This window comes from Corynebacterium lactis RW2-5, assembly GCF_001274895.1.
GTDB lineage: Bacteria > Actinomycetota > Actinomycetes > Mycobacteriales > Mycobacteriaceae > Corynebacterium > Corynebacterium lactis.
The window spans coordinates 1,266,245-1,285,104 of the sequence record NZ_CP006841.1; the positions used below are offsets into that span (position 1 = coordinate 1,266,245).

At 56.7% G+C, this 18,860-nt stretch carries 16 protein-coding genes; 6 read left to right on the top strand and 10 right to left on the bottom strand.

Translation table 11 applies throughout. The features are described 5' to 3' along the window. Positions 1-4: 4 nt before the first annotated feature. Positions 5-2,524: a DEAD/DEAH box helicase gene (locus tag CLAC_RS05535; protein ID WP_053412049.1), complete on the bottom strand. Its 2,520-nt coding sequence runs from the start codon at positions 2,522-2,524 to the stop codon at positions 5-7. Positions 2,525-2,566: 42 nt separating this feature from the next. Beyond that, positions 2,567-3,745, bottom strand: coding sequence for a PAC2 family protein (locus CLAC_RS05540; protein ID WP_053413299.1), 1,179 nt, complete (start codon positions 3,743-3,745; stop codon positions 2,567-2,569). A 322-nt stretch (positions 3,746-4,067) separates the two neighbouring features. On the opposite strand from CLAC_RS05540, the gene CLAC_RS05545 reads away from it, so the two are divergent. Next, the gene (locus tag CLAC_RS05545) at positions 4,068-5,171 is read left to right on the top strand and encodes a DUF4192 family protein (RefSeq protein ID WP_053412050.1); all 1,104 of its coding nucleotides are present in this window, start codon (positions 4,068-4,070) and stop codon (positions 5,169-5,171) included. 42 nt (positions 5,172-5,213) lie between these two features. Here CLAC_RS05545 and galE read toward each other — a convergent pair whose 3' ends face one another. The 6 genes from galE to CLAC_RS12935 form a co-directional block, all read right to left on the bottom strand. Continuing rightward, entirely contained in the window at positions 5,214-6,206 is a 993-nt protein-coding gene (gene galE / locus CLAC_RS05550) for a UDP-glucose 4-epimerase GalE (protein ID WP_053412051.1), read from the bottom strand. Beyond that, positions 6,203-6,883 carry an iron-dependent transcriptional repressor DtxR gene (locus CLAC_RS05555; protein ID WP_053412052.1) on the bottom strand — a complete coding sequence of 227 codons (681 nt, stop codon included), beginning with the start codon at positions 6,881-6,883 and terminating at the stop codon, positions 6,203-6,205. The genes galE and CLAC_RS05555 overlap by 4 nt, the downstream gene beginning before the upstream one ends. Positions 6,884-7,034: 151 nt before the next feature. Beyond that, positions 7,035-8,024 carry a sigma-70 family RNA polymerase sigma factor gene (locus tag CLAC_RS05560; protein WP_053412053.1) on the bottom strand — a complete coding sequence of 330 codons (990 nt, stop codon included), beginning with the start codon at positions 8,022-8,024 and terminating at the stop codon, positions 7,035-7,037. Positions 8,025-8,145: 121 nt separating this feature from the next. After that, positions 8,146-8,580, bottom strand: a complete 435-nt coding sequence (gene dtd, locus CLAC_RS05565) for a D-aminoacyl-tRNA deacylase (protein WP_053412054.1) — start codon at positions 8,578-8,580, stop codon at positions 8,146-8,148. Further along, the gene (locus CLAC_RS05570) at positions 8,580-10,187 is read right to left on the bottom strand and encodes a DUF7782 domain-containing protein (RefSeq protein WP_053412055.1); all 1,608 of its coding nucleotides are present in this window, start codon (positions 10,185-10,187) and stop codon (positions 8,580-8,582) included. Before CLAC_RS05570 ends, dtd begins: the two co-directional genes overlap by 1 nt. A gap of 75 nt (positions 10,188-10,262) precedes the next feature. Beyond that, a complete protein-coding gene (locus CLAC_RS12935) occupies positions 10,263-10,817 on the bottom strand; it encodes a DUF3099 domain-containing protein (protein WP_082313148.1) in 555 nt (184 codons plus the stop codon). Between the two features lie 90 nt (positions 10,818-10,907). Here CLAC_RS12935 and CLAC_RS05580 point away from each other — a divergent pair, with 90 nt between their 5' ends. From CLAC_RS05580 to CLAC_RS05595, 4 genes are all read left to right on the top strand, one after another. Beyond that, a complete protein-coding gene (locus tag CLAC_RS05580) occupies positions 10,908-11,156 on the top strand; it encodes a DUF3039 domain-containing protein (protein ID WP_053412056.1) in 249 nt (82 codons plus the stop codon). Continuing rightward, the gene (locus tag CLAC_RS05585; protein WP_053412057.1) at positions 11,153-12,901 is read left to right on the top strand and encodes a DEAD/DEAH box helicase; all 1,749 of its coding nucleotides are present in this window, start codon (positions 11,153-11,155) and stop codon (positions 12,899-12,901) included. The genes CLAC_RS05580 and CLAC_RS05585 overlap by 4 nt, the downstream gene beginning before the upstream one ends. Positions 12,902-12,916: 15 nt before the next feature. Then, on the top strand, positions 12,917-13,357 hold the full coding sequence (locus CLAC_RS05590; protein WP_156324782.1) for a hypothetical protein: 441 nt from the start codon (positions 12,917-12,919) through the stop codon (positions 13,355-13,357). A gap of 291 nt (positions 13,358-13,648) precedes the next feature. Next, positions 13,649-15,211, top strand: coding sequence for an SLC13 family permease (locus tag CLAC_RS05595; protein WP_245621993.1), 1,563 nt, complete (start codon positions 13,649-13,651; stop codon positions 15,209-15,211). Positions 15,212-15,339: 128 nt separating this feature from the next. On the opposite strand, the gene CLAC_RS05600 is transcribed toward CLAC_RS05595, so the two are convergent. Further along, complete coding sequence (locus tag CLAC_RS05600; RefSeq protein ID WP_053412060.1) at positions 15,340-16,854, bottom strand: RNA polymerase sigma factor; 1,515 nt, start codon at positions 16,852-16,854, stop codon at positions 15,340-15,342. 295 nt (positions 16,855-17,149) lie between these two features. Next, complete coding sequence (gene ppgK, locus CLAC_RS05605; RefSeq protein ID WP_053412061.1) at positions 17,150-17,905, bottom strand: polyphosphate--glucose phosphotransferase; 756 nt, start codon at positions 17,903-17,905, stop codon at positions 17,150-17,152. 36 nt (positions 17,906-17,941) lie between these two features. Between ppgK and CLAC_RS05610 the strand changes: the two genes are divergently transcribed. Further along, positions 17,942-18,856 (top strand): inositol monophosphatase family protein, encoded by a 915-nt coding sequence (locus tag CLAC_RS05610; RefSeq protein ID WP_082313530.1) that lies wholly within the window; start codon positions 17,942-17,944, stop codon positions 18,854-18,856. Positions 18,857-18,860 lie beyond the last annotated feature (4 nt).

Sequence of the window (18,860 nt, forward strand, 5' to 3'; positions counted from 1 at the left end):
TCGCCTAGCTTGCAACGACACGCAAATAATTAAGTCGTACCTCGCCGTGCTCATCAGAGGCGGCGAGGTTTACTTCTGCCTCGAACCGCCAACCATGGTCTTTCTCCGGGTCGTCGATTATCTGGACAACTCGCCAAACTCCTTCGCCCGCTGATTGATCGATGCTAATCATGTCACCTCCGCGAGCGCCTGAGTCAATGCTGACGTCATCATATTCGTCGAAATATTCGTCCATCAGCGAAGGCCAGTCAGGCACATCCTCGAGATAGTTGTCTAAAGCTGCAAGCTCATCTTCCTTTTCGAACGCGAAAAGTTGGACATGGCGGAACAAAAGATTTCGTACCATGCGGGTGAATGCGCGCACGTTGCCTGTCAGCGGTCGTGCTTCGTCCCCGCCGAACGCGGCTTCCTGCAATGTCTTTTGGTCGATAGGCTTATCCGGGTCTGCGAGCTGAGCCCACTCGTCCACTAGAGAGTTATCCACTTGTTGGATTAGCTCTCCGAGCCATTCCACGATATCCAGCAGCTCATCCGTAGCTGACTCCGGAGGTAGAGTATGACGCAAAGTGCGCCAAGCATCGGTTAGATAGCGCAGGAATACTCCCTCGGCACGCGCAATGCCGTATTCGGAAACTACATCGGAAAAGGTCATTGCCTTCTCGACCATCTCGCGGACAACTGACTTCGGTGAAAGCGAAAATTCGCGAACCCACGGGTGGCCTTGCGAATAGGTATCGAAAGCGACCTCAAGCTCATCGGCAAGCGGCATCGGCCAGGTGATGTCCTCGACGATGTTCATTCGTTCGGTGTAATCGACACCTTCGGCTTTCAGCGCAGCAATTTCTTCGCCGCGGGCTTTCTTCTGCTGTGCGACAAGTAACGGACGCGGGTCTTCGAGAATTGATTCAAAGACACTGATGACATCGAGGGCATAGTCAGGTTTATCGGGGTCGAGAAGCTCTAGAGCAGCCAGTGCAAACGGAGAAAGCGGTTGGTTCAGGGCGAAATCGCGCTGCAGTTCCATGGTAAGGGCTGGCCGGCATTTGCCCTCGTGTGAGTTTTCGACGACAATTCCCGCGTTGACCAAACCGCGATAGAGTTCGATTGCCGAAAGAATGGCCTCGTTTTGCTGGTGCCGAGTGTCATGGTTCGTGCGCAGGAGGTGCCGCATGTGTTCATAGGTGTTTCCACCGCGGGCGATAACGTTTAGGAGCATTCCGTTAGTCACCGCGAATCGGCTAGTGAGAGCCTCCGGTGGCTGAGCGACTATCTTGTCAAAGGTTTTCTCTGACCAGGTCACTTCACCCTTGGGGACTGATTTGAGGCGAAGTTTTTTCAGCTTGGCCTCATCTTGACCAGCTCGTTTGCGCAGGCGTACGTTCTCAATTTCGTGTTCGGGCGCTTCGACAATGACTGTGCCTTCGGTGTCGTAGCCTGCCCGGCCCGCCCGGCCCGCGATCTGATGAAATTCGCGGGACTTCAGGATGCGACTCTTGCGGCCATCGAACTTCGCAAGGCCTGTCATCAAGACGGTCCTAATAGGTACGTTGATTCCAACCCCTAGGGTATCGGTGCCACAAATTACCTTGAGAAGACCAGTCTGGGAGAGTCTTTCCACCAAGCGCCGATACTTGGGGAGCATGCCGGCGTGATGCACACCGATTCCCATACGTACAAGCTTGGAAAGGACGCGGCCAAACGACGTCGTAAAGCGAAAGTCGCCGATTTCGGCGCGAATCTGTTCCTTTTCCTCTTTAGAGAGCAGTTTCAGGCCTGTGAGAGCCTGTGCCTGCTCTGCGGCCTGGCGCTGGGAAAAATAAACAATATAGATGGGCGCTTTGCCGGAGGACAAGAGTTCCTGGAGGGTCTCATGAACCGGCGTGTAAACATAGTGGAAGTCAAGCGGAACCGGACGTGTTGTGCCGGTGACGAGGTTGACATCGCGGCCAGTGCGCTCCTTTAGATCCTCTTCAAACATGGAGGTGTCCCCGAGGGTGGCAGACATGAGTAGGAACTGACAATTGGGCAGTTCCAAAAGGGGAACTTGCCAAGCCCACCCTCGGTCGGGCTCTGCATAGAAGTGGAACTCGTCCATGACGACCTGGTCGATGTCGGCTTGAGCCCCATCTCGGAGCGCGATGTTGGCGACAATCTCGGCAGTCGCGCAGATGATGGGAGCGCCGCCATTGACGGTTGCATCACCGGTCATCATGCCGACGTTCTCGGCGCCGAAGATTTCGCAAAGGGAGAAGAACTTTTCGCTGACCAGGGCCTTAATAGGGGCCGTATAGAAGCTGCGCTGACCGCGAGCGAGCGCACAGAAGTGTGCTGCAATAGCCACCATCGACTTGCCAGAGCCAGTCGGGGTCGCCAGAATGACGTGGTCGCCGCTGGCCAGCCCCAAGGCCGCTTCTTCCTGCGCTGGGTAGAGCGTTATGCCCTTGTCTCGGGTCCAGGCAGTGAAGGAGTCTAGAATCGCGTCGTCAAAGAGCGATTCTGGAACTTCGGCTAGGTCGGGGAGCATTGCAGAAAGTGACACACCCACCACACTAGCCGGAAACTCAGGCTAGAAACGGAACCAGGGCTTCCATCCGCGTTTACGCCTCGGATTCTGTTCGCCATCAGTTTTCGGTGAGGCTTCGGGCCCCTCAGTCTCGTACGGCTCCGGCTCTGCCATTCGCGAGTCCTCTCCATCGGCTCCCGGTTCGCCGACTGGCGGTTCAGTTTCGGATTCCCGCTGCAGGAAATCATCAGCATTAGATGATGTAGGTTCTACCGAGGAACCGTCATCCTGGTGATCCTGAGCGTCTTTGCGCGGAGGTTGAGCGGCCAGAAACTTCTCAAACTCCGCACCAATCTCATCGGCCGAGGGCATCGTGCCGTCAGGGCCGAGCAACGGGGAAGACTTCAGCAGCTCCCTGCGTTTAGTCTCCTCGTCGTACTGCTCTTCGAGCAGATTGACCAGCTGCGAGATTTCCGAGGACTCGTTTGTCTGATTGGTTAGCAGTTCAGCTACGCGCGCGGATTCCCTCTCAAGCGCCTTTAGTGGCAGGTCAAGACCGGCAATCCGGGATACTTCCTGCAAAAGCCGAAGTGATGCCAAAGGATACTCCGACTGCGCGACGTAGTGGGGAACCTGCGCAGTAAGCCCTATGGGGCTGCGGCCGCGCTTCTGTAGCTCGAACTCAATATTAAGGCTTGCAGATCCTGGCACCGTAACACGGTGCCCCCAACCGTGGATATTGGAATCGGAGGAAACTTCGTCCCCGTGGCCAATTACACCGAGCGGACGGGTGTGCGGGACCGTCATCGGGGCCGAGTAGAGCGAGACCGCTCGACCGATGTCATACTGCTCCGCTAGGTCCGCAACGGCCCGGGAGAAAGCCTCCCACCGCATGTCTGGTTCCGGCCCCGAGAGCAGAAGGAAAGGCTTGCCGACATTGTCTCTCACGACATCGATTGACAAGGACAACTCTGATACGTCGACAATCTCATCGTGGTTCAAGGTGACGGCGGGCCTGCGGGAACGATAATCGACCAGTTCATCAGTCGAGAAAGTGACCAATGGCCGGTTCTCTAACGCTTCCAGCAGGTACTTCGCCGAGTCCGTTACGGCATGGCCGGCATCTGCATAGCCGCCGAGGGCAATGACCAAAGTCAGTCGGTCTTCAGTACCTGTGACATCAGGAACCGGGAAGACGACCTCGTACATTGAGCGCCGAGGATTGTCGGATGGATTATTCACAGCGACGGCCTCCTCATTCTCATACAAACCACGTGTGTCGCGTACCTGACGCATTGCCTCAAGAAGGCAGATGAGCCGTGTACGTCCATACTCAAATTGAGAAACCAGTTTAGCGCATCGAATATTCCGCTTTTCCACAATCATGGATTTATCCACAGCGGGCCTTGATCGGACCGTCGGGACGGCGCCGCACGCGTGGAAAGCCGGTAAGAGTATTGCCTTGTACGGGTTTACGCCGTGTTGAGATGGGGTTAGGAATCTACGGCGTAGCCGACCGTACAGATCACCAATATGTGGGTCGAATCGTCAATTTGGGGGAAACATGAAAAGCGATGACAGCATGTCCAGCGTTGAGATTGAACCGAGTGTATTTCTGACAAACTTGCCTGGCATCGTGGGGTTCTACCCCAAGGGGCATGCGATTATTACAGCATTTTTCGACGTTGATTGCGTTGAAGCCTTCGCAGCTGCAGGCGCGCCGTTCCCTACAGACTACGTGGGGCCGATGATGATTAAAGATTTGGCGGAACTGGAAGATAGCCCTGAGGCAATCTCTGCCGCAGCCGACTTCCTGATTGAAGAGGGCTGCACGCGTGCCGATGTGTACATCATCGACGAATCGTGGGGTTATGTCAGGACGACTTCGCCAATCGTAGACGGGTTGCTCGAAGGCGGGCTTGAGGAAGTGCATCTGGCCGGGGTGAGCAATATCGCACCGGGCGAAGTGGTTACCGATGGTGATGGAAACATCGTCGGCATAGTGGGGGACAGCCTGCTCACTCCGAGTGCCAAAAATTTACACGCGAGCGGAGGAAAGATTTTCGATACCTACGAAGAGTATCGGCATTGCTTCGAACGAGGGCAGTATGAAAATGCGGAAGATGAAAGACGGTTTGCTGATTTCCAACTAAAGGCAACAAACACGATCTTGCCGAGACCCTTCCGAATTGGAACGCACAATGCGCAATTAATAAAGTATTTTCAGGACTTAGTGGATATTGCGAACAGCGTGGCATCCGGAGAACTGGATGTCCGCACAGCGCTGCGGGATGACAGAGCTGGCTACGTAATCGCCGCGTCACTTACTAATGTCACACTGCGTGATATGTCGATGATGCTCATTTCATCGCCACTGCAAGACGCAATCTCGAGTATTTGGCTATCGAGCGCAGCCGTCTATACAGGCGAGGTGAGAGCAAACGCCCTCTCTTGCTACGCAATTTCCCAGTTTGCCAGGGGAATCGATGCCTATGGGCAGACGGCACTAAACGAGGCGGCGAAGGAGGTTCCTGAGCACTCTTTGACACAGCTTTTGGACATTGCCGTCGCCAACAAGATTGTCAACCGTTGCGTCGGCACGATATTGAATGCCGCGCACGAGGTCATCAGAAGAGTTTATGGGGCCAAAAATGCCCCGCCACGATGAAATCGAACGGGCGGGGCATCAGGCGCAAGACAGCGAGGTGTCTTAATTAATCTTTCGCCGAGCGGAGTGCGCTCGGGAACCTAGTGCCCGGGTGTACTCCCAAGCGTCGGCCACAATTGTTTCAAGATCTGTGAGCTGCGGCTGCCAGCCCAATTCCTGCATGGCACGAGCGGATGAAGCAATCAGCGTTGCAGGATCTCCTGCACGGCGCGGAGCGTCTTCAGCCGGAATATTTAGGCCAGTGACCTTGCGGCACGTATCGATGACCTGGCGAACAGAAAAGCCATCGCCAGAACCGAGGTTAAAGATTCGGTGCTGTCCCGGTTTGTTGGACTCTAATGCAAGCAAGTGTGCATCAGCGAGGTCCTTGACGTGAATGTAATCGCGAACCGCAGTGCCGTCAGGAGTTGGCCAGTCATCGCCGAAAACCATAATCTTTTCGCGATGGCCGAGAGCAACCTGGAGAACGAGCGGGATAAGGTGGGTTTCTACCTCGCGATTCTCGCCCAAGCCACCCCACGCTCCGGCGACGTTGAAGTAGCGCAGGCTAGTTGCCCCAATGTTGTAGGCCTTTGCGTAAGAAGAAATCGCGTAATCCATCGCCAGTTTGGTGGCACCGTACGGGTTAGTGGGTGAGGTCGGCATATCCTCCGTAATGGGAGTCTTCTCGGGTTCACCGTATGTGGCAGCCGACGAGGAGAATACGAGGTTTCGAGTTTCCGTATCGCGCATTGCATCAAGCAGGTTAAGAGTCTGGCCAACGTTATTACGCCAGTACTCCGCCGGTTTCTCGACGGATTCTCCAACCAGGGACATTGCCGCAAAATGGATTACTCCATCGAAAGAATCAGAAGACAAGACTTCGAAAGCCTTGCCCTCGACGGTTCCTTCGACGAGCGTTGCCCCTTCCGGGACTGCCTCAGCATTACCGGTGGAGAAATTATCGATGATAGTTACGTCATGGCCTTGGTCCAGCAGGACAGCTGAACATACGCTGCCGACGTACCCGGCACCTCCTGTTACGAGAAGTTTCATTTGACAACCACCATAATTGCGTGCGAGAGGGAATCAGGAATGTCGAGGGAATGATCGCCACGGAGCAACGTAACTCGACCCAGCGAAACTTCGGCTTCGGCATCGGCCCCGGGGAGAATTCCGGCCTTGTGCAAGCGCTTCATGTAGCTCTGCTCAACCTGAAGAATCTCATTGATCTGGATAACGTGAATGGAGTGTTCACCCACCGCCAAATCAGATAGGCGCTGGACGTTGTCGGGTGCTTGGGTCTCGTTCTCTCCACCAATTTCAGAAAGTCCGGGGATTGGGTTTCCGAAAGGCGATTCGGTGTGGTTGTCGAGAACCTTAAGAAGTTTCCGCTCCACCTCGTCGCTCATAACGTGCTCCCAACGGCAAGCCTCGTCGTGAACCTTGTCCCATTCGAGCCCAATAATGTCTGTAAGCAGGCGCTCCGCCAGCCGATGCTTACGCATAACTGCGGTAGCCTGCTTCCGGCCCTGTTCCGACAACTGGAGGCTTCGGTCTGGTGCGACGACCAGAAGACCATCGCGCTCCATGCGGGCGACCGTTTGGCTAACCGTGGGGCCCGACTGCTCCAGCCGCTCAGCGATGCGTGCTCGAAGCGGGGTGATGCCCTCCTCCTCGAGCTCGAAAATAGTACGTAAGTACATTTCCGTGGTATCGACCAAATCCCTCACGTTGTCCTCCGATAACGCAGTACTAAAATAAAAAGACTTATGTATAGGATAACCAAATTCCCGGGTGCCGGGAGTGAGACACCGGGAAAACGCCAAAGCGACGGCCCGAATCCGGAAATCCGAGTGCCGTCGCGATAAAGATTTAAGGTTTTTACTTGGCGTATTCGCGCAGTTTGGCAGCGCGATCACCGTCACGCAACTTGGCCATAACCTCGCGCTCAATCTGACGAACACGTTCGCGCGAAAGCCCGAAGTGTCGACCAATTTGGTCAAGCGTCCGGGGGAGACCGTCGTCCAAACCATAGCGAAGTTTAATAACTTCCTGCTCCCGGATCTCCAGAGTGGAAAGAACCTTGCGGACATCGTGATGGCGGAGCGACGCAACCACGGCCTCTTCCGCGTCGGTAGCCTCAGAATCCTCGATGAAATCGCCAAGAGGTGCTTCCTCATCGGTGCCAACCGGCATGTCTAGGCTCACCGGATCGCGAGACTGGCGCAGAAGCATCTCAATCTTGTTCTCGGAAATGCCGGACTCTTCAGACAGTTCCTCATTAGTAGCTTCTCTGCCAAGCTGCTGGTAGAGCTCACGCTTAATCCGCGAAATCTTGTTGACCTGCTCTACCAGATGGACTGGGAGACGGATGGTGCGCGACTGGTCAGCCATACCCCGTGTAATTGCCTGACGAATCCACCAGGTGGCGTAGGTCGAGAACTTGAAGCCCTTGGTGTAATCGAACTTTTCCATGGCCCTAATCAGTCCGAGGTTTCCCTCCTGAATTAGGTCCAGCAGGGGCATTCCGCGGCCGGTGTAGCGCTTAGCTAGGGAAACTACCAGCCTGAGGTTCGCTTCCAGGAGGTGTGAACGAGCTGCCTTGCCTTCCTTGGCGATGATCTTGACATCACGCTTCATCGCGCGAGTCAGCTTCGCCCCGGACTCCAGCAGGTGTTCCGCGTAAACGCCAGCCTCGATTCGTTTGGAGAGTTCAACCTCCTCCTCCGCGCTAAGGAGGGCCGTCTTGCCGATTCCGTTCAAATAGACGCGGACTAGATCTGCCGCAGGATTGCTGTTGTTGCCACTACGGCGGCCGCGGTCACGCGGCTGCTCTTCCAGTTCGTCCGTTTGAATGTCGGCATTTTTCATGAATGTGCCTCCTGGATGTCGATGAACTCACTATGTCTAACGCGCGAGTTAGTTCGATTGTTCCCGTTGAAGAAACTAAAAGTCAATAAAAAGGTTTTGATAGAGAAAGGGGTGGGGGTGGTCAGCATTCTACAAGGACTGTAAAGGGACCATCGTTGACCGATGAAACTTCCATCATTGCGCCAAAGGAGCCAGTCTCGACCTGAAGGCCGCGCTTCCGAAGCTCTTCGACGATTTTCTCAATCACTGGTTCCGCAACCTCACCCGGTGCCGCATTAACCCACGATGGGCGGCGACCCTTCTTTGTTTCACCCATTAAAGTGAACTGGCTGACAACAAGGACGGGCGCTCCTGCATCCACCGCGCTCAGCTCTCCGTCCAAGATTCGCAGCTCGGCGATTTTACGGGTCATGATCTCCCATGCGTCATCGGAATCCTGCTTGCCGACGCCGACAAGGGCGAGGATTGCGCCCGTCTCTGCGCCATCGACGTGGCCGACAACCTCGCCGTCGACGGTTACGGTTGCGCTTTTAACTCGTGTCAATACGGCTTTCATCAGTCCAAAACCTCCATCGGCAAAACAATTCCGTGGCGAATCAAATCCACAATCAACGGCACGACCGCCTCTTTGATCTCAGCGACACCTGAGTCGCCAAACGCGCCCAGCATGTCCATAATGTCGATTACGGACTCAAGCGCGGCGTCGGGATGAAGAGAGCCGATAACGCTGGCTAGGACTTCATCGATGGAATGGCTCCACGCAGGGCCATCCGTACGTGAAATTCGCGTGTCGTATTCGTTGAAGCCCTGAGCGTTTACAGCGTCGGCAAGCGAGACTCTCTCTATGGCCACCCCGGGGCGAACGCGGTAGCAATCTGTGAGTATCGACGCGGGAGTTTGGCGGCGCAGCCAGGCGGCGCGGCCGAGGTATTCTTCGGCCTCCTGCGCGAATGGGCCGGCGAGAGGTTGTGGCATCTCCTCGCAGAGTGCGGACGTCGGGCCGTCGATTTGCTGGACGGTGATGTATCCGAACCCAATTCCCGTTACTCCTTCGTGCTTGAAGTGGCGGAGCCACTCGGCGGCTCGGCGGCGGCCCAGGGGTGAGCGCGGATCGATGGATTCGTCGCGGAGCCAGGTGTCGATGTACTCGGTAGGCGAGGCGACATCGCGCTGAGTAACCCATACTTCTAGGCCGTCGGAGGGCAGCCAGGACGCAAGCCTGCTTTGCCAGGGCTCGCCCTCCCGGTGAACCCACGCACCGAGAAGGTGAGCGGTGCCGTTGTCGTTGAGGTGATCGGCAAGCGAGCGGAGCATCAGCTCGGTTGCGCCGTCGAGGTTTAGGCCGGAATCGCGGTACACGTGCTCAACGCTCGGCATACCGACGACAAAAGGTGGGTTAGCCACTATACGGTCGAAGCGCTGACCCTCCACAGGTTCGAACCACGAGCCTTCCTTCACTTCAATGTTGTTCAGTCCGGCGGCGGCGAAAGTTGCCCGGGCGTATGAGTTAGCGCGCGGATGCACATCTGTGGCAGTAACGCTATCGGCATCGAACTGTCCGAGGCTTTGTACTCCGCAGCCTGCACCGAGATCCAGTACGGTACCGACGTGGGAGTTGGGTGAAATATCCAACAACGAACGCGACGCGCGGCCCACGCCCAGGACATGATTGGGGCCTGGAACATGGTCGGACATAGAGGCATCGCGGTCTGAAAAGACCAGCCGTTCACATCCTGAGACTGTTACCGGTCTGACATCAATGCAGGCTACATGGCTGTTTTCCTCGGTGGCCAGAAGGATGCCCGAATCGACGAGATTTTCTAGAAGGCCGCTGTCGAAAATTGCTGAGCAGTCGACGGGATCGCCGAGTATGAATAGTCGAAAAGCGTCGATTAGCTTCCGGTCAGCCGACGCGTCGTCGAAAGAGGCCTCTTGCGAAGCGCAATCCAGCACGTAGGAGACTATCCCCGGTTCGCCCCGATTAAGGGCGCTGAGCCCCTCTTCGCCAAGTAATCGTTGCAGCCCCGCGGAGCTATAACCAATGGCTCCAAGTGCCGATGCTAAATCGAAGGAGAATTCGGCGAAGCGGTCTACCTGCTCATCCGTTGGGGGAATAAAAGCCAGGGAGCTTGAGGGCGTGGCTGCGTTCCGGGTGTCGCTCATAAGTTCCTTTGGGGTATTACATCGGTGGTCGCCAGCTTGTACTGGTTGCTCTAGGCTGCGCGGGAGCAGTTAGGCTTAGTCCGTCGCCTCGCTACCGGGCCCCGGCAAGTCCTCTGGCATGTCGATGACCTCACAGTCAGGAGGCTGAATCGTGCGGCCGTCGCGAGGGAAAGACTCGGCTGAGAAACCGGCATCGGAACCGTCGTTAGGTGGGGGTGGGGTGGGATTATTGGTAGGGGAGTCAGAGTCGATGTAGCCGAGAGCCAACGGCGTCTGCGCGACGAGGCCTTTCTTCCGCTGCTGTTCCTCCCAACGGCGATTCTGTTCCCGGACCACCGCCGGTTTGTACACACGGGGCTGGCGCTTGTCCGCAGGCTCCCCGACGCCGTTGGCAATCACGACTGCGATCCAGGGCATCGGTATGGAAACAATCATGAAAATGGCGGCCAACCAAGGCAGGTGCCACCACATGTAGAAAACGCCGGAAAGGAGAAGTAGAGGAATGCGGGACCACTGCAAAATGGCGTAGGTGTGCTTGCGGTGGTCGTAATTGCGAATCAGGGAGCCGCGCGCGTCGGTAATCAACGCGGCGGTGCTCTTTCTCCCTCTGCGATTTCTGATTCGCGCCATGATTTCTAACCATACGCCCCGCAGTCGCATCTACCGAGTTAAGACCCGCGAAGTGGGAAGCGTTTGACAGATGGGGCAAAATACTAAGGTGTGAGCACTCCACTTAAGACCACCAAGACGATTGAACGCACCGATACCCGCGTCGATGAGTCGACGAGGGATGACACTCCTAAGTTCTTCCACTACGTGAAGAAGGACCAAATTGTGAGCTCGGCGGTTTCTGGTGCCTATGTGGTTGCTCTCTGCGGCGAGACCTTCCCCGTGAAGAAGTCAGCGAAACCAGGATCGCCGGTGTGCCCCGACTGTGAGCGCATCTACAAGTCCCTACGTCGCAAGTGAGCGGGCTACGTAAATGGCAGCAGGAAGCACTCGATAAATACTTAGCCACAAACCCAAAGGATTTTCTCGCGGTCGCGACGCCGGGTGCGGGCAAGACGACGTTTGCACTTCGGATTGCGAATGAATTGCTGTCCCGTCGCATCGTCGAGCGCGTCATTGTCGTAGTGCCGACGGAACACCTCAAGGTTCAGTGGTCCGCTTCTGCCGCATTTTCGGGGATTGCGTTGGATCCCAACTTCACCAACGCAAAGGGTGTGGTTAACCCGGCTTACCAGGGAATCGTAGTGACCTACGCTCAGGTGGCGGTCCACCCATACAAACACCATGCGGTCGCCAACGCGCGGCCTACCCTGGTCATTCTCGATGAGGTGCACCACGGTGGTGATGCCAAGAGCTGGGGCGAGGGTATCTCTGAGGCCTACGGCGATGTCGAGCGCCGCCTTTGTCTTACCGGAACCCCGTTCCGCTCGGATGATGCCGCGATTCCGTTCGTCCGCTACGTCCCGGACGCCGACGGACACCTGAAGTCCGCGGCCGACTACACGTACGGCTACTCGAACGCCCTTGCTGACGGCGTAGTCCGTCCCGTGGTGTTCTTGGCGTACTCCGGTGAGGCCCGCTGGCGGGACAGTGCCGGCGAGGAGTTCGCGGCTCGCCTCGGTACTGTCATGAGCCCTGAAGAAACCACAAGGGCGTGGCGCACTGCTCTGGATCCCAAGGGAGACTGGATGCCCTCGGTCATTCGCGCGGCTCACACGCGTCTAACCCAGATGCGACAGCATATCCCGGATGCCGGTGGACTCATTATCGCCACCGATGCGGCGACGGCTCGCGCGTATAAAAAAATTCTCGAACAGGTCGCATCCACTCCGGTTGCGCTCGTACTCTCCGACGAACCCGGCTCTTCCGAGAGGATTAAGACTTTCTCCGAATCGACAGACGAGTGGATGGTCGCGGTCCGCATGGTCTCCGAGGGTGTCGATGTTCCTCGCCTAGCTGTGGGGATTTACGCGACGAGCTCCTCTACGCCCTTGTTTTTCGCACAGGCCATTGGCCGATTCGTGCGAAGCCGGATGCCAGGGGAAACTGCTTCTGTGTTCCTTCCGTCCATCCCCGTTCTCTTGGACCTGGCCTCGCAGATGGAAGTACAGCGTAACCATGTCCTAGGCCAGCCGGACCGCCCCTCGGAGGGGTGGGAAGACGACCTCGTCGCAGAGGCCAATCGCACTAAGGATGAGCCGGACGAACTACTGCCGTCGTATGAGTCCCTCGGCGCCGATGCGGAGTTGGACTATCTAATTTACGACGGCTCCTCCTACGGCACCGCGACCATCGCGGGCTCTGCGGAAGAGGCTGATTACCTGGGTCTTCCCGGCCTGTTGGACGCGGAACAAATGCGGACTTTGTTACAGCAACGCCAAGAGGAGCAGCTTAAAGCGGCCTCGGCACGTGAAAAGGAAGCGCGTAACGCCGAAGGTTCGGGCGCGTCTGCGGCGTCGTCAAGCGAAGGCCCGGTAACCCGGATTGAGGGGTCCGCCTATCCGCGTCCCCAGAAGGTGGCGAGCGAAGTGCTGCCGAAGTTGCGAAAGGAACTGAACACCTTGGTATCCATGACCGCAGCGCGAACGGGGCGACCTCACGGACAGGTCCACAATGAGGTTAGGCGGGCGTGCGGCGGGCCACCGACAGCGCTGTGCAGCGAGCAGCAGCTACGTGACCGCATTGACTACCTGCGCAGATGGTAGGGTAGTGCGATGGCGATGAACCGAAACAGGTCGAACGAAGAGCAGCTGATCGACGTTCGCGATACGTATGGTCCGGATGGAATTGATGGGTCGGCGGTCGGCCGGAATCTTGGACTGACCGCGCTCGTGCTCGGCATAGGCGGCCTGCTACTTTCTTGGGCTCTTATCGGCGGAGTCATCGGCGTGGTGGCGATTGTCTTGGGCGTCATTGCCATCGTTAAGTCTGTGGGGGCGAAGCGACGAGTCGCCGCAGCGGGCCGAGAGGCGCGAACTGCAGGCGCCTTTGGCTTGGGCCTTATTGGCGTAATCACTGGCCTGGCGGCCATCGCGGTGTCGGCGGCACTGCTTGTTGTGGCGAACGCGGCACTGCAAAAGTGCGACCACCTGGACCACACCGCGGCCGAGTACCAGCAGTGTATCTCCAATGAAACCGGTACAGATGGCCCCAAAAGATAACCGCTGATGCTGGGTGTGCGCCTGTGCTGGGGGCGCTTTGTGCCCAATGGCCGAGGGGCTAGAGTTCAACAGTTTTAAATTTCTAAGTCGGCTACCCCCAAATTTGCGAATGAACCAATATAACCTGCCATTTTATTAGACGCCTTTAATCCGAAAACAATCTTTTTCACAGTGTCCGATATGGTTATAGGGTCAGGTTTTACCCTCATTGTGGTACCTCCGGACTACCCAGTTCCGGAGAAATGGTGAACCTCCTACGAACGCCGATTAGGGGAGTGCAAAGTGGCACAAATGTCAGTGCGTGATGACGCATCAGAATTGTCCGAGGGACAGCAGGATCGAGGAGACCTGCCCCGCGATCTGTTCCGGAAGCGCACGGGGCTCGGCCTCGGAATTGTCTTAGCGCTTGCGGTATTTTTACTCATGCCGAGCGACTTGGCATACGAACTGCGCGCAACCGCTGCAATAACCGTGCTGATGGCGGTGTGGTGGATGTCAGAAGCGATTCCGATTGCGGTCACAGCGCTGCTGCCGTTGGCGCTGTTCCCAATAATGAATATCGCTGATATCAAGGACTTCTCCGGCAAGTACACCAGCCCGACAATCTTCCTATTCATGGGCGGCTTTCTCCTAGCGCTGGCCATGCAGCGCTGGAATCTGCACAAGCGGGTTGCGCTCTGGGTTCTCGTCATCATGGGGTCCTCACCCAAGATGCTGATTCTCGGCTTCATGATTGCAACGGGCTTCTTGTCCATGTGGGTGTCAAATACGGCCACCGCGGTCATGATGCTGCCAATTGGCGTTTCGGTGCTGAGTCTCATCGTTCGACTTCTGCACTCTGAAAAGAAAGCAGAGAGCCCGACCGACGTCGATTCCTCGAATTCTGCAGGCACTTCCGAGTCCTACGATCCTATGCCAAAGTCGAATTTCGGTGTCGGCCTGATGCTGGGTATCGCATACGCCGCATCCATTGGCTCCTTAGGTACCATCATCGGCACTCCACCGAACGCGATGCTCGCGGCGTATATGTCCGAGCAGGGTGTAAATATCGGTTTCGGACAGTGGATGCTAATTGGCGTCCCCGTAGCGGTTGTTCTCATGCTGGCGGCGTGGTTTCTGCTCACCAGTGTTTTGTTCAAACCGGAAATTGATCATATCCCCGGTGGCCGAGATCTGATGCGCAAAGAGCTAAAACGTCTCGGCAAGATGTCGGCAGGCGAAACTCGAGTGCTGCTCGTATTCTTTGTCGCTGCACTGGCATGGGTGTTCGTGCCCGTTGTACTCCCGGATACCAAGATTGCAGATGCCGTGATTGCCATGGCCGTGGGCATCGCGCTGTTCATCATCCCCGGAGGCAAAGATGGCGTGAAGCTGATGCGTTGGGAAAACGCTCTCGAGTTGCCGTGGGGCGTGCTGCTGCTCTTCGGTGGCGGTCTAGCGCTTTCCCACCAGTTCGGCGAGTCCGGATTGTCCGATTGGATTGGTGAGCAACTCTCCACGCTCGGCTGGATGCCGGTTGTCGCACTGATTGTCATCGTCGGCGCTGTTGTGCTTTTCCTGACCGAGTTCACCTCGAACACAGCGACCGCTGCTACATTCCTCCCGCTCGTTGGAGCGATGGCTATCGGCCTGGGCTACGATCAGATGCTCTTCGCAGTTCCAGTTGCGCTCGCTGCGACCTCAGCCTTCATGATGCCAGTGGCAACTCCGCCGAATGCAATCGCTTACGGCTCCGGTTACGTCAGCATGGCGAACATGGTCAAGGCTGGCGTTTGGCTCAACGTCATTGCCCTGGTCGTTATCTCGCTCGCATCCATGACCCTGCTCCAGTGGGTCTTCGGCGTCGCGTTTTAGCGTACCGGCCGGTCGGCCTCGTTTGGGGCCGACCTGGATAGAAAAAGGTGCTCCTGCCTCGGAATCTTCCCGGGGCAGGAGCACCTTTTGCGTTGTGAAAGCGCTAGTAAGCGCTGATTGTCGGTGAACTACTCCAGATAGTCACGGAGTACCTGGGAGCGCGACGGGTGGCGCAACTTGGACATCGTCTTGGACTCAATCTGCCGGATACGCTCACGAGTGACGCCGTATACCTGGCCAATCTCGTCGAGCGTACGTGGCATGCCGTCGGTAAGACCAAAGCGGAGTCGAACGACGCCGGCTTCACGCTCGGAGAGCGTCTCGAGAACGTCACCAAGCTGGTCCTGCAGTAGTGTAAAGCTGACCGCATCGACGGCGATAACTGCCTCGGAATCCTCAATGAAGTCGCCGAGCTGGCTATCGCCCTCGTCACCAATAGTCTGGTCGAGAGAAATGGGCTCGCGGGCGTACTGTTGAATCTCGAGGACCTTTTCCTCGGTGATGTCCATCTCCTTCGCCAGCTCCTCCGGAGTGGGTTCACGACCCAGATCCTGCAGGAGCTCACGCTGGATACGACCGAGCTTGTTAATGACCTCGACCATGTGGACCGGGATACGGATAGTGCGGGCTTGATCTGCCATAGCGCGCGTGATGGCCTGTCGAATCCACCAGGTCGCGTACGTGGAGAACTTGTAGCCCTTGGTGTAGTCGAACTTCTCGACCGCGCGAATCAAGCCGAGGTTGCCTTCCTGAATCAAATCGAGGAAAGCCATACCGCGACCGGTATAGCGCTTAGCGAGTGAAACAACGAGACGGAGGTTCGCCTCGAGGAGATGATTCTTTGCGCGTTGGCCGTCACGAGAGATTTCACGCAAATCGCGCTTCTGTGCATAGGCAAGGCGCTGGCCCGAATCTTTGGCCTCATCAATCTTGTATTGAGCGTACAAGCCGGCTTCAATCCGCTTCGCGAGGCTTACTTCTTCCTCTGCGGTCAGAAGCGCTACCTTGCCGATCTGCTTCAGGTAAGCGCGGACGGAGTCTGCGGAAGCGGTAAGCGCGGCGTCTTTACGAGCCTGGCGCAGGCGGGCGGACTCGTCCTCATTCCAGACCTCCTCGCCCTCGTCCTCGTCCTCGTCGTCTTCTTCGTCCTCATCGTCGTCGAGGTGCTCATGATCGAGGTCGTCATCGAGATCGTCGTCATCGAGGTCGTCATCGTCGAGATGGCCATGATCCAGGTCATCGTCCAGGTCTTCATCATCGAGATCTGGCGAGTAATCCTGCTCCAGGTCCTCGTCTTCTTCCAACTCGTCGTTCTCAGTTGCCTCGAGAGCCTGCGAGTCCTTGGCCTTTGCGGAGGTGGCCTCAGCAGCGGCCTTCTTGGCAGCGGCCTTCTTGGCAGCAGTTTTCCTGACGGCCTTCTTGGTCGTCTTCTTAGCCGCAGCCTTTTTAGCTGTTGTCTTCTTAGCCGTCTTCTTTGCCGCAGACTTCTTCGCGACCGTCTTTTTGGCCACGGCCTTCTTAGCGGTGGTCTTTTTGACGGCCTTCTTGATGGCCTTCTTCACAGCTTTCTTTGCAGGGGTAGCGGAACCGGTGCCACCTTCGGCGGTCCGGTCTTGTGCCTGCTCCGGTTCGTTGCCTGCCACGAACGCCCTTTCACGATCTACGTTGTGCGCCCAGAAACGCTTTCCTAGTTTTTGGGAGCTGTCCCTGTGCTTAAACTTCGTCTTCGGCCAGTGTCAGAGGTCTATGATTAGCTCTTTCACTGGCTCTTTGTCGTGCCACGGATTGATAGTTGCATTATGTTCCCGAGGTTTATTCGGAACCTGTTGATTATTCAATGATTATTCAACCTTGCCGTGAGTCAACTCCCCATTGTAAACCAATTGAGTTATTTGGCGCAGGAAGCGGCCACGACTGCTGTGGCTTGCAGATTTTGGCTTAGGGGTAAAGTCCCTGTTCAGCCGCCAATGCTGCTCCTGCGATTCCGGCGTTATTGTGCAGTGTCGCCGGTTCTACTGGAGTCTTACAGGTCAGCAGAGGAACCCATTTCTCATGCTTACGGCTGATGCCGCCACCCACAATGAACTTGGATGGCCAGAAGAGTGCCTCATACACCGAGAGCACCTTCGAAACTCTCTTCGCCCACTTCTTGTAGCTGAGGTCTTTGTCCTCCTTGGCCTTGGAGGAGGCATAATGCTCAGCTTCTGTGCCATCGATCACCAAATGGCCGAGTTCGGAATTCGGGTACAATTTTCCATCGTGAATTAGCGCAGATCCGATTCCAGTGCCGAATGTCAGGAGCATTACGGATCCCGTTTTGTTCTCTGGGTTGCCGAACTGTACTTCGGCAAGGCCGGCGGCATCGGCGTCGTTAAGCACATGCGCTGGGTTATTGGGTAGGTGGGCAGAGAAAAGCTTCTGGCAGTCGGTATTTACCCAGGAACCGTCGATGTTTGCGGCGAGAAGTGCTGTCTGGTTCTGGACCACCGAGGGCAGTGTAATTCCGACGTGGCCATCCCACTGCGCAATCTTCACAATTTCCGCGATTGTTTTTGCCACAGCATCGGGGGTCGCGGGTTTTGGCGTCAAAATCTTGATGCGATCGCCAATGAGGAGACCCGTGTCGAGGTCAACCCGGCCTCCCTTAATCCCGGAGCCCCCGACGTCGATACCAAATCCAACTCGTTGTGTCATAGCTAAAATTGTACGAAAGAGGCCACAATGGGTGGCATGGACCCGAGAAAAGACACCCCTGAACTTCCTGCTACTGCCCTGCGCGATATCGCGGTGGTAGTCGCCGGCGCCGCAGCTCGTCATATTGCTTTACGACGGAACGAACTGGGGCACGATGGTGTCAGCGCGACTGCTGCCACTAAGTCGTCTGACGTAGATCCGGTGACAGTGGTCGATAGGGAATCCGAGCAGTTAATACGTCGTCTGCTGTCCAACCTCGCCCCGGGCAGCGAGATTCTCGGGGAGGAAGAAGGTCGGGGAAGCGCCTCGGTGGCGGGGCGGAAGAGCCCAATAACCTGGATCGTGGATCCGATTGACGGCACAGTTAACTTTTTGTACGGGATACCCGCCTATGCGGTAAGTATCGCCTGTGCGGTTGATAGCGAGATTGTCGCCGGTGTTGTCGTCAATGTCGCTACGGGAGAGACCTATTCGGCGGCTGCCGGCAAGGGGGCCACTCTCACGTTTCCCGACGGGCGGAGGGAAACTTTGGGCTGTGGATCGGCTCTGAGTCTCGGGCAGGCGTTAATCGCCACCGGGTTTAGCTACTCGAGTGATCTTCGCCGGGTGCAGGGCGAAGTAGCAGCGTACTTGCTTCCACGATGTCGTGATATTCGCAGAATGGGCTCAGCGGCCTTGGACCTTTGCGCAGTGGCGCGAGGTGCCGTGGACGCGTATTACGAGCACGGAATAAAGATCTGGGATTGGGCCGCTGGCGCGCTAATTGCCAAAGAGGCCGGGGCGCAACTTAAGACGCCTGTCCTAGCGGGGGCGCTCAACGCGAAGGGGATTGGCGACGGTGATGCCTTGGAAAACGGGGTATTTGCCTGTGAGATAGGTATCGCAGAAACATTTCTAGACACTTGTGAGCAAGCGATTGACCGGGCGCGAAGCGTCTCGACTGGCAGCTAAGGGG

Bases quoted from the DNA above. Each gene is read 5' to 3' on its own strand.
- CLAC_RS05535 (WP_053412049.1), bottom strand. From the start codon at position 2,524: ATGCTCCCCGACCTAGCCGAAGTTCCAGAATCGCTCTTTGACGACGCG.
- CLAC_RS05545 (WP_053412050.1), top strand. From the start codon at position 4,068: ATGAAAAGCGATGACAGCATGTCCAGCGTTGAGATTGAACCGAGTGTA.
- galE (WP_053412051.1), bottom strand. From the start codon at position 6,206: ATGAAACTTCTCGTAACAGGAGGTGCCGGGTACGTCGGCAGCGTATGT.
- CLAC_RS05560 (WP_053412053.1), bottom strand. From the start codon at position 8,024: ATGAAAAATGCCGACATTCAAACGGACGAACTGGAAGAGCAGCCGCGT.
- dtd (WP_053412054.1), bottom strand. From the start codon at position 8,580: ATGAAAGCCGTATTGACACGAGTTAAAAGCGCAACCGTAACCGTCGAC.
- CLAC_RS05570 (WP_053412055.1), bottom strand. From the start codon at position 10,187: ATGAGCGACACCCGGAACGCAGCCACGCCCTCAAGCTCCCTGGCTTTT.
- CLAC_RS12935 (WP_082313148.1), bottom strand. From the start codon at position 10,817: ATGGCGCGAATCAGAAATCGCAGAGGGAGAAAGAGCACCGCCGCGTTG.
- CLAC_RS05590 (WP_156324782.1), top strand. From the start codon at position 12,917: ATGAACCGAAACAGGTCGAACGAAGAGCAGCTGATCGACGTTCGCGAT.
- CLAC_RS05595 (WP_245621993.1), top strand. From the start codon at position 13,649: ATGTCAGTGCGTGATGACGCATCAGAATTGTCCGAGGGACAGCAGGAT.
- ppgK (WP_053412061.1), bottom strand. From the start codon at position 17,905: ATGACACAACGAGTTGGATTTGGTATCGACGTCGGGGGCTCCGGGATT.
- CLAC_RS05610 (WP_082313530.1), top strand. From the start codon at position 17,942: ATGGACCCGAGAAAAGACACCCCTGAACTTCCTGCTACTGCCCTGCGC.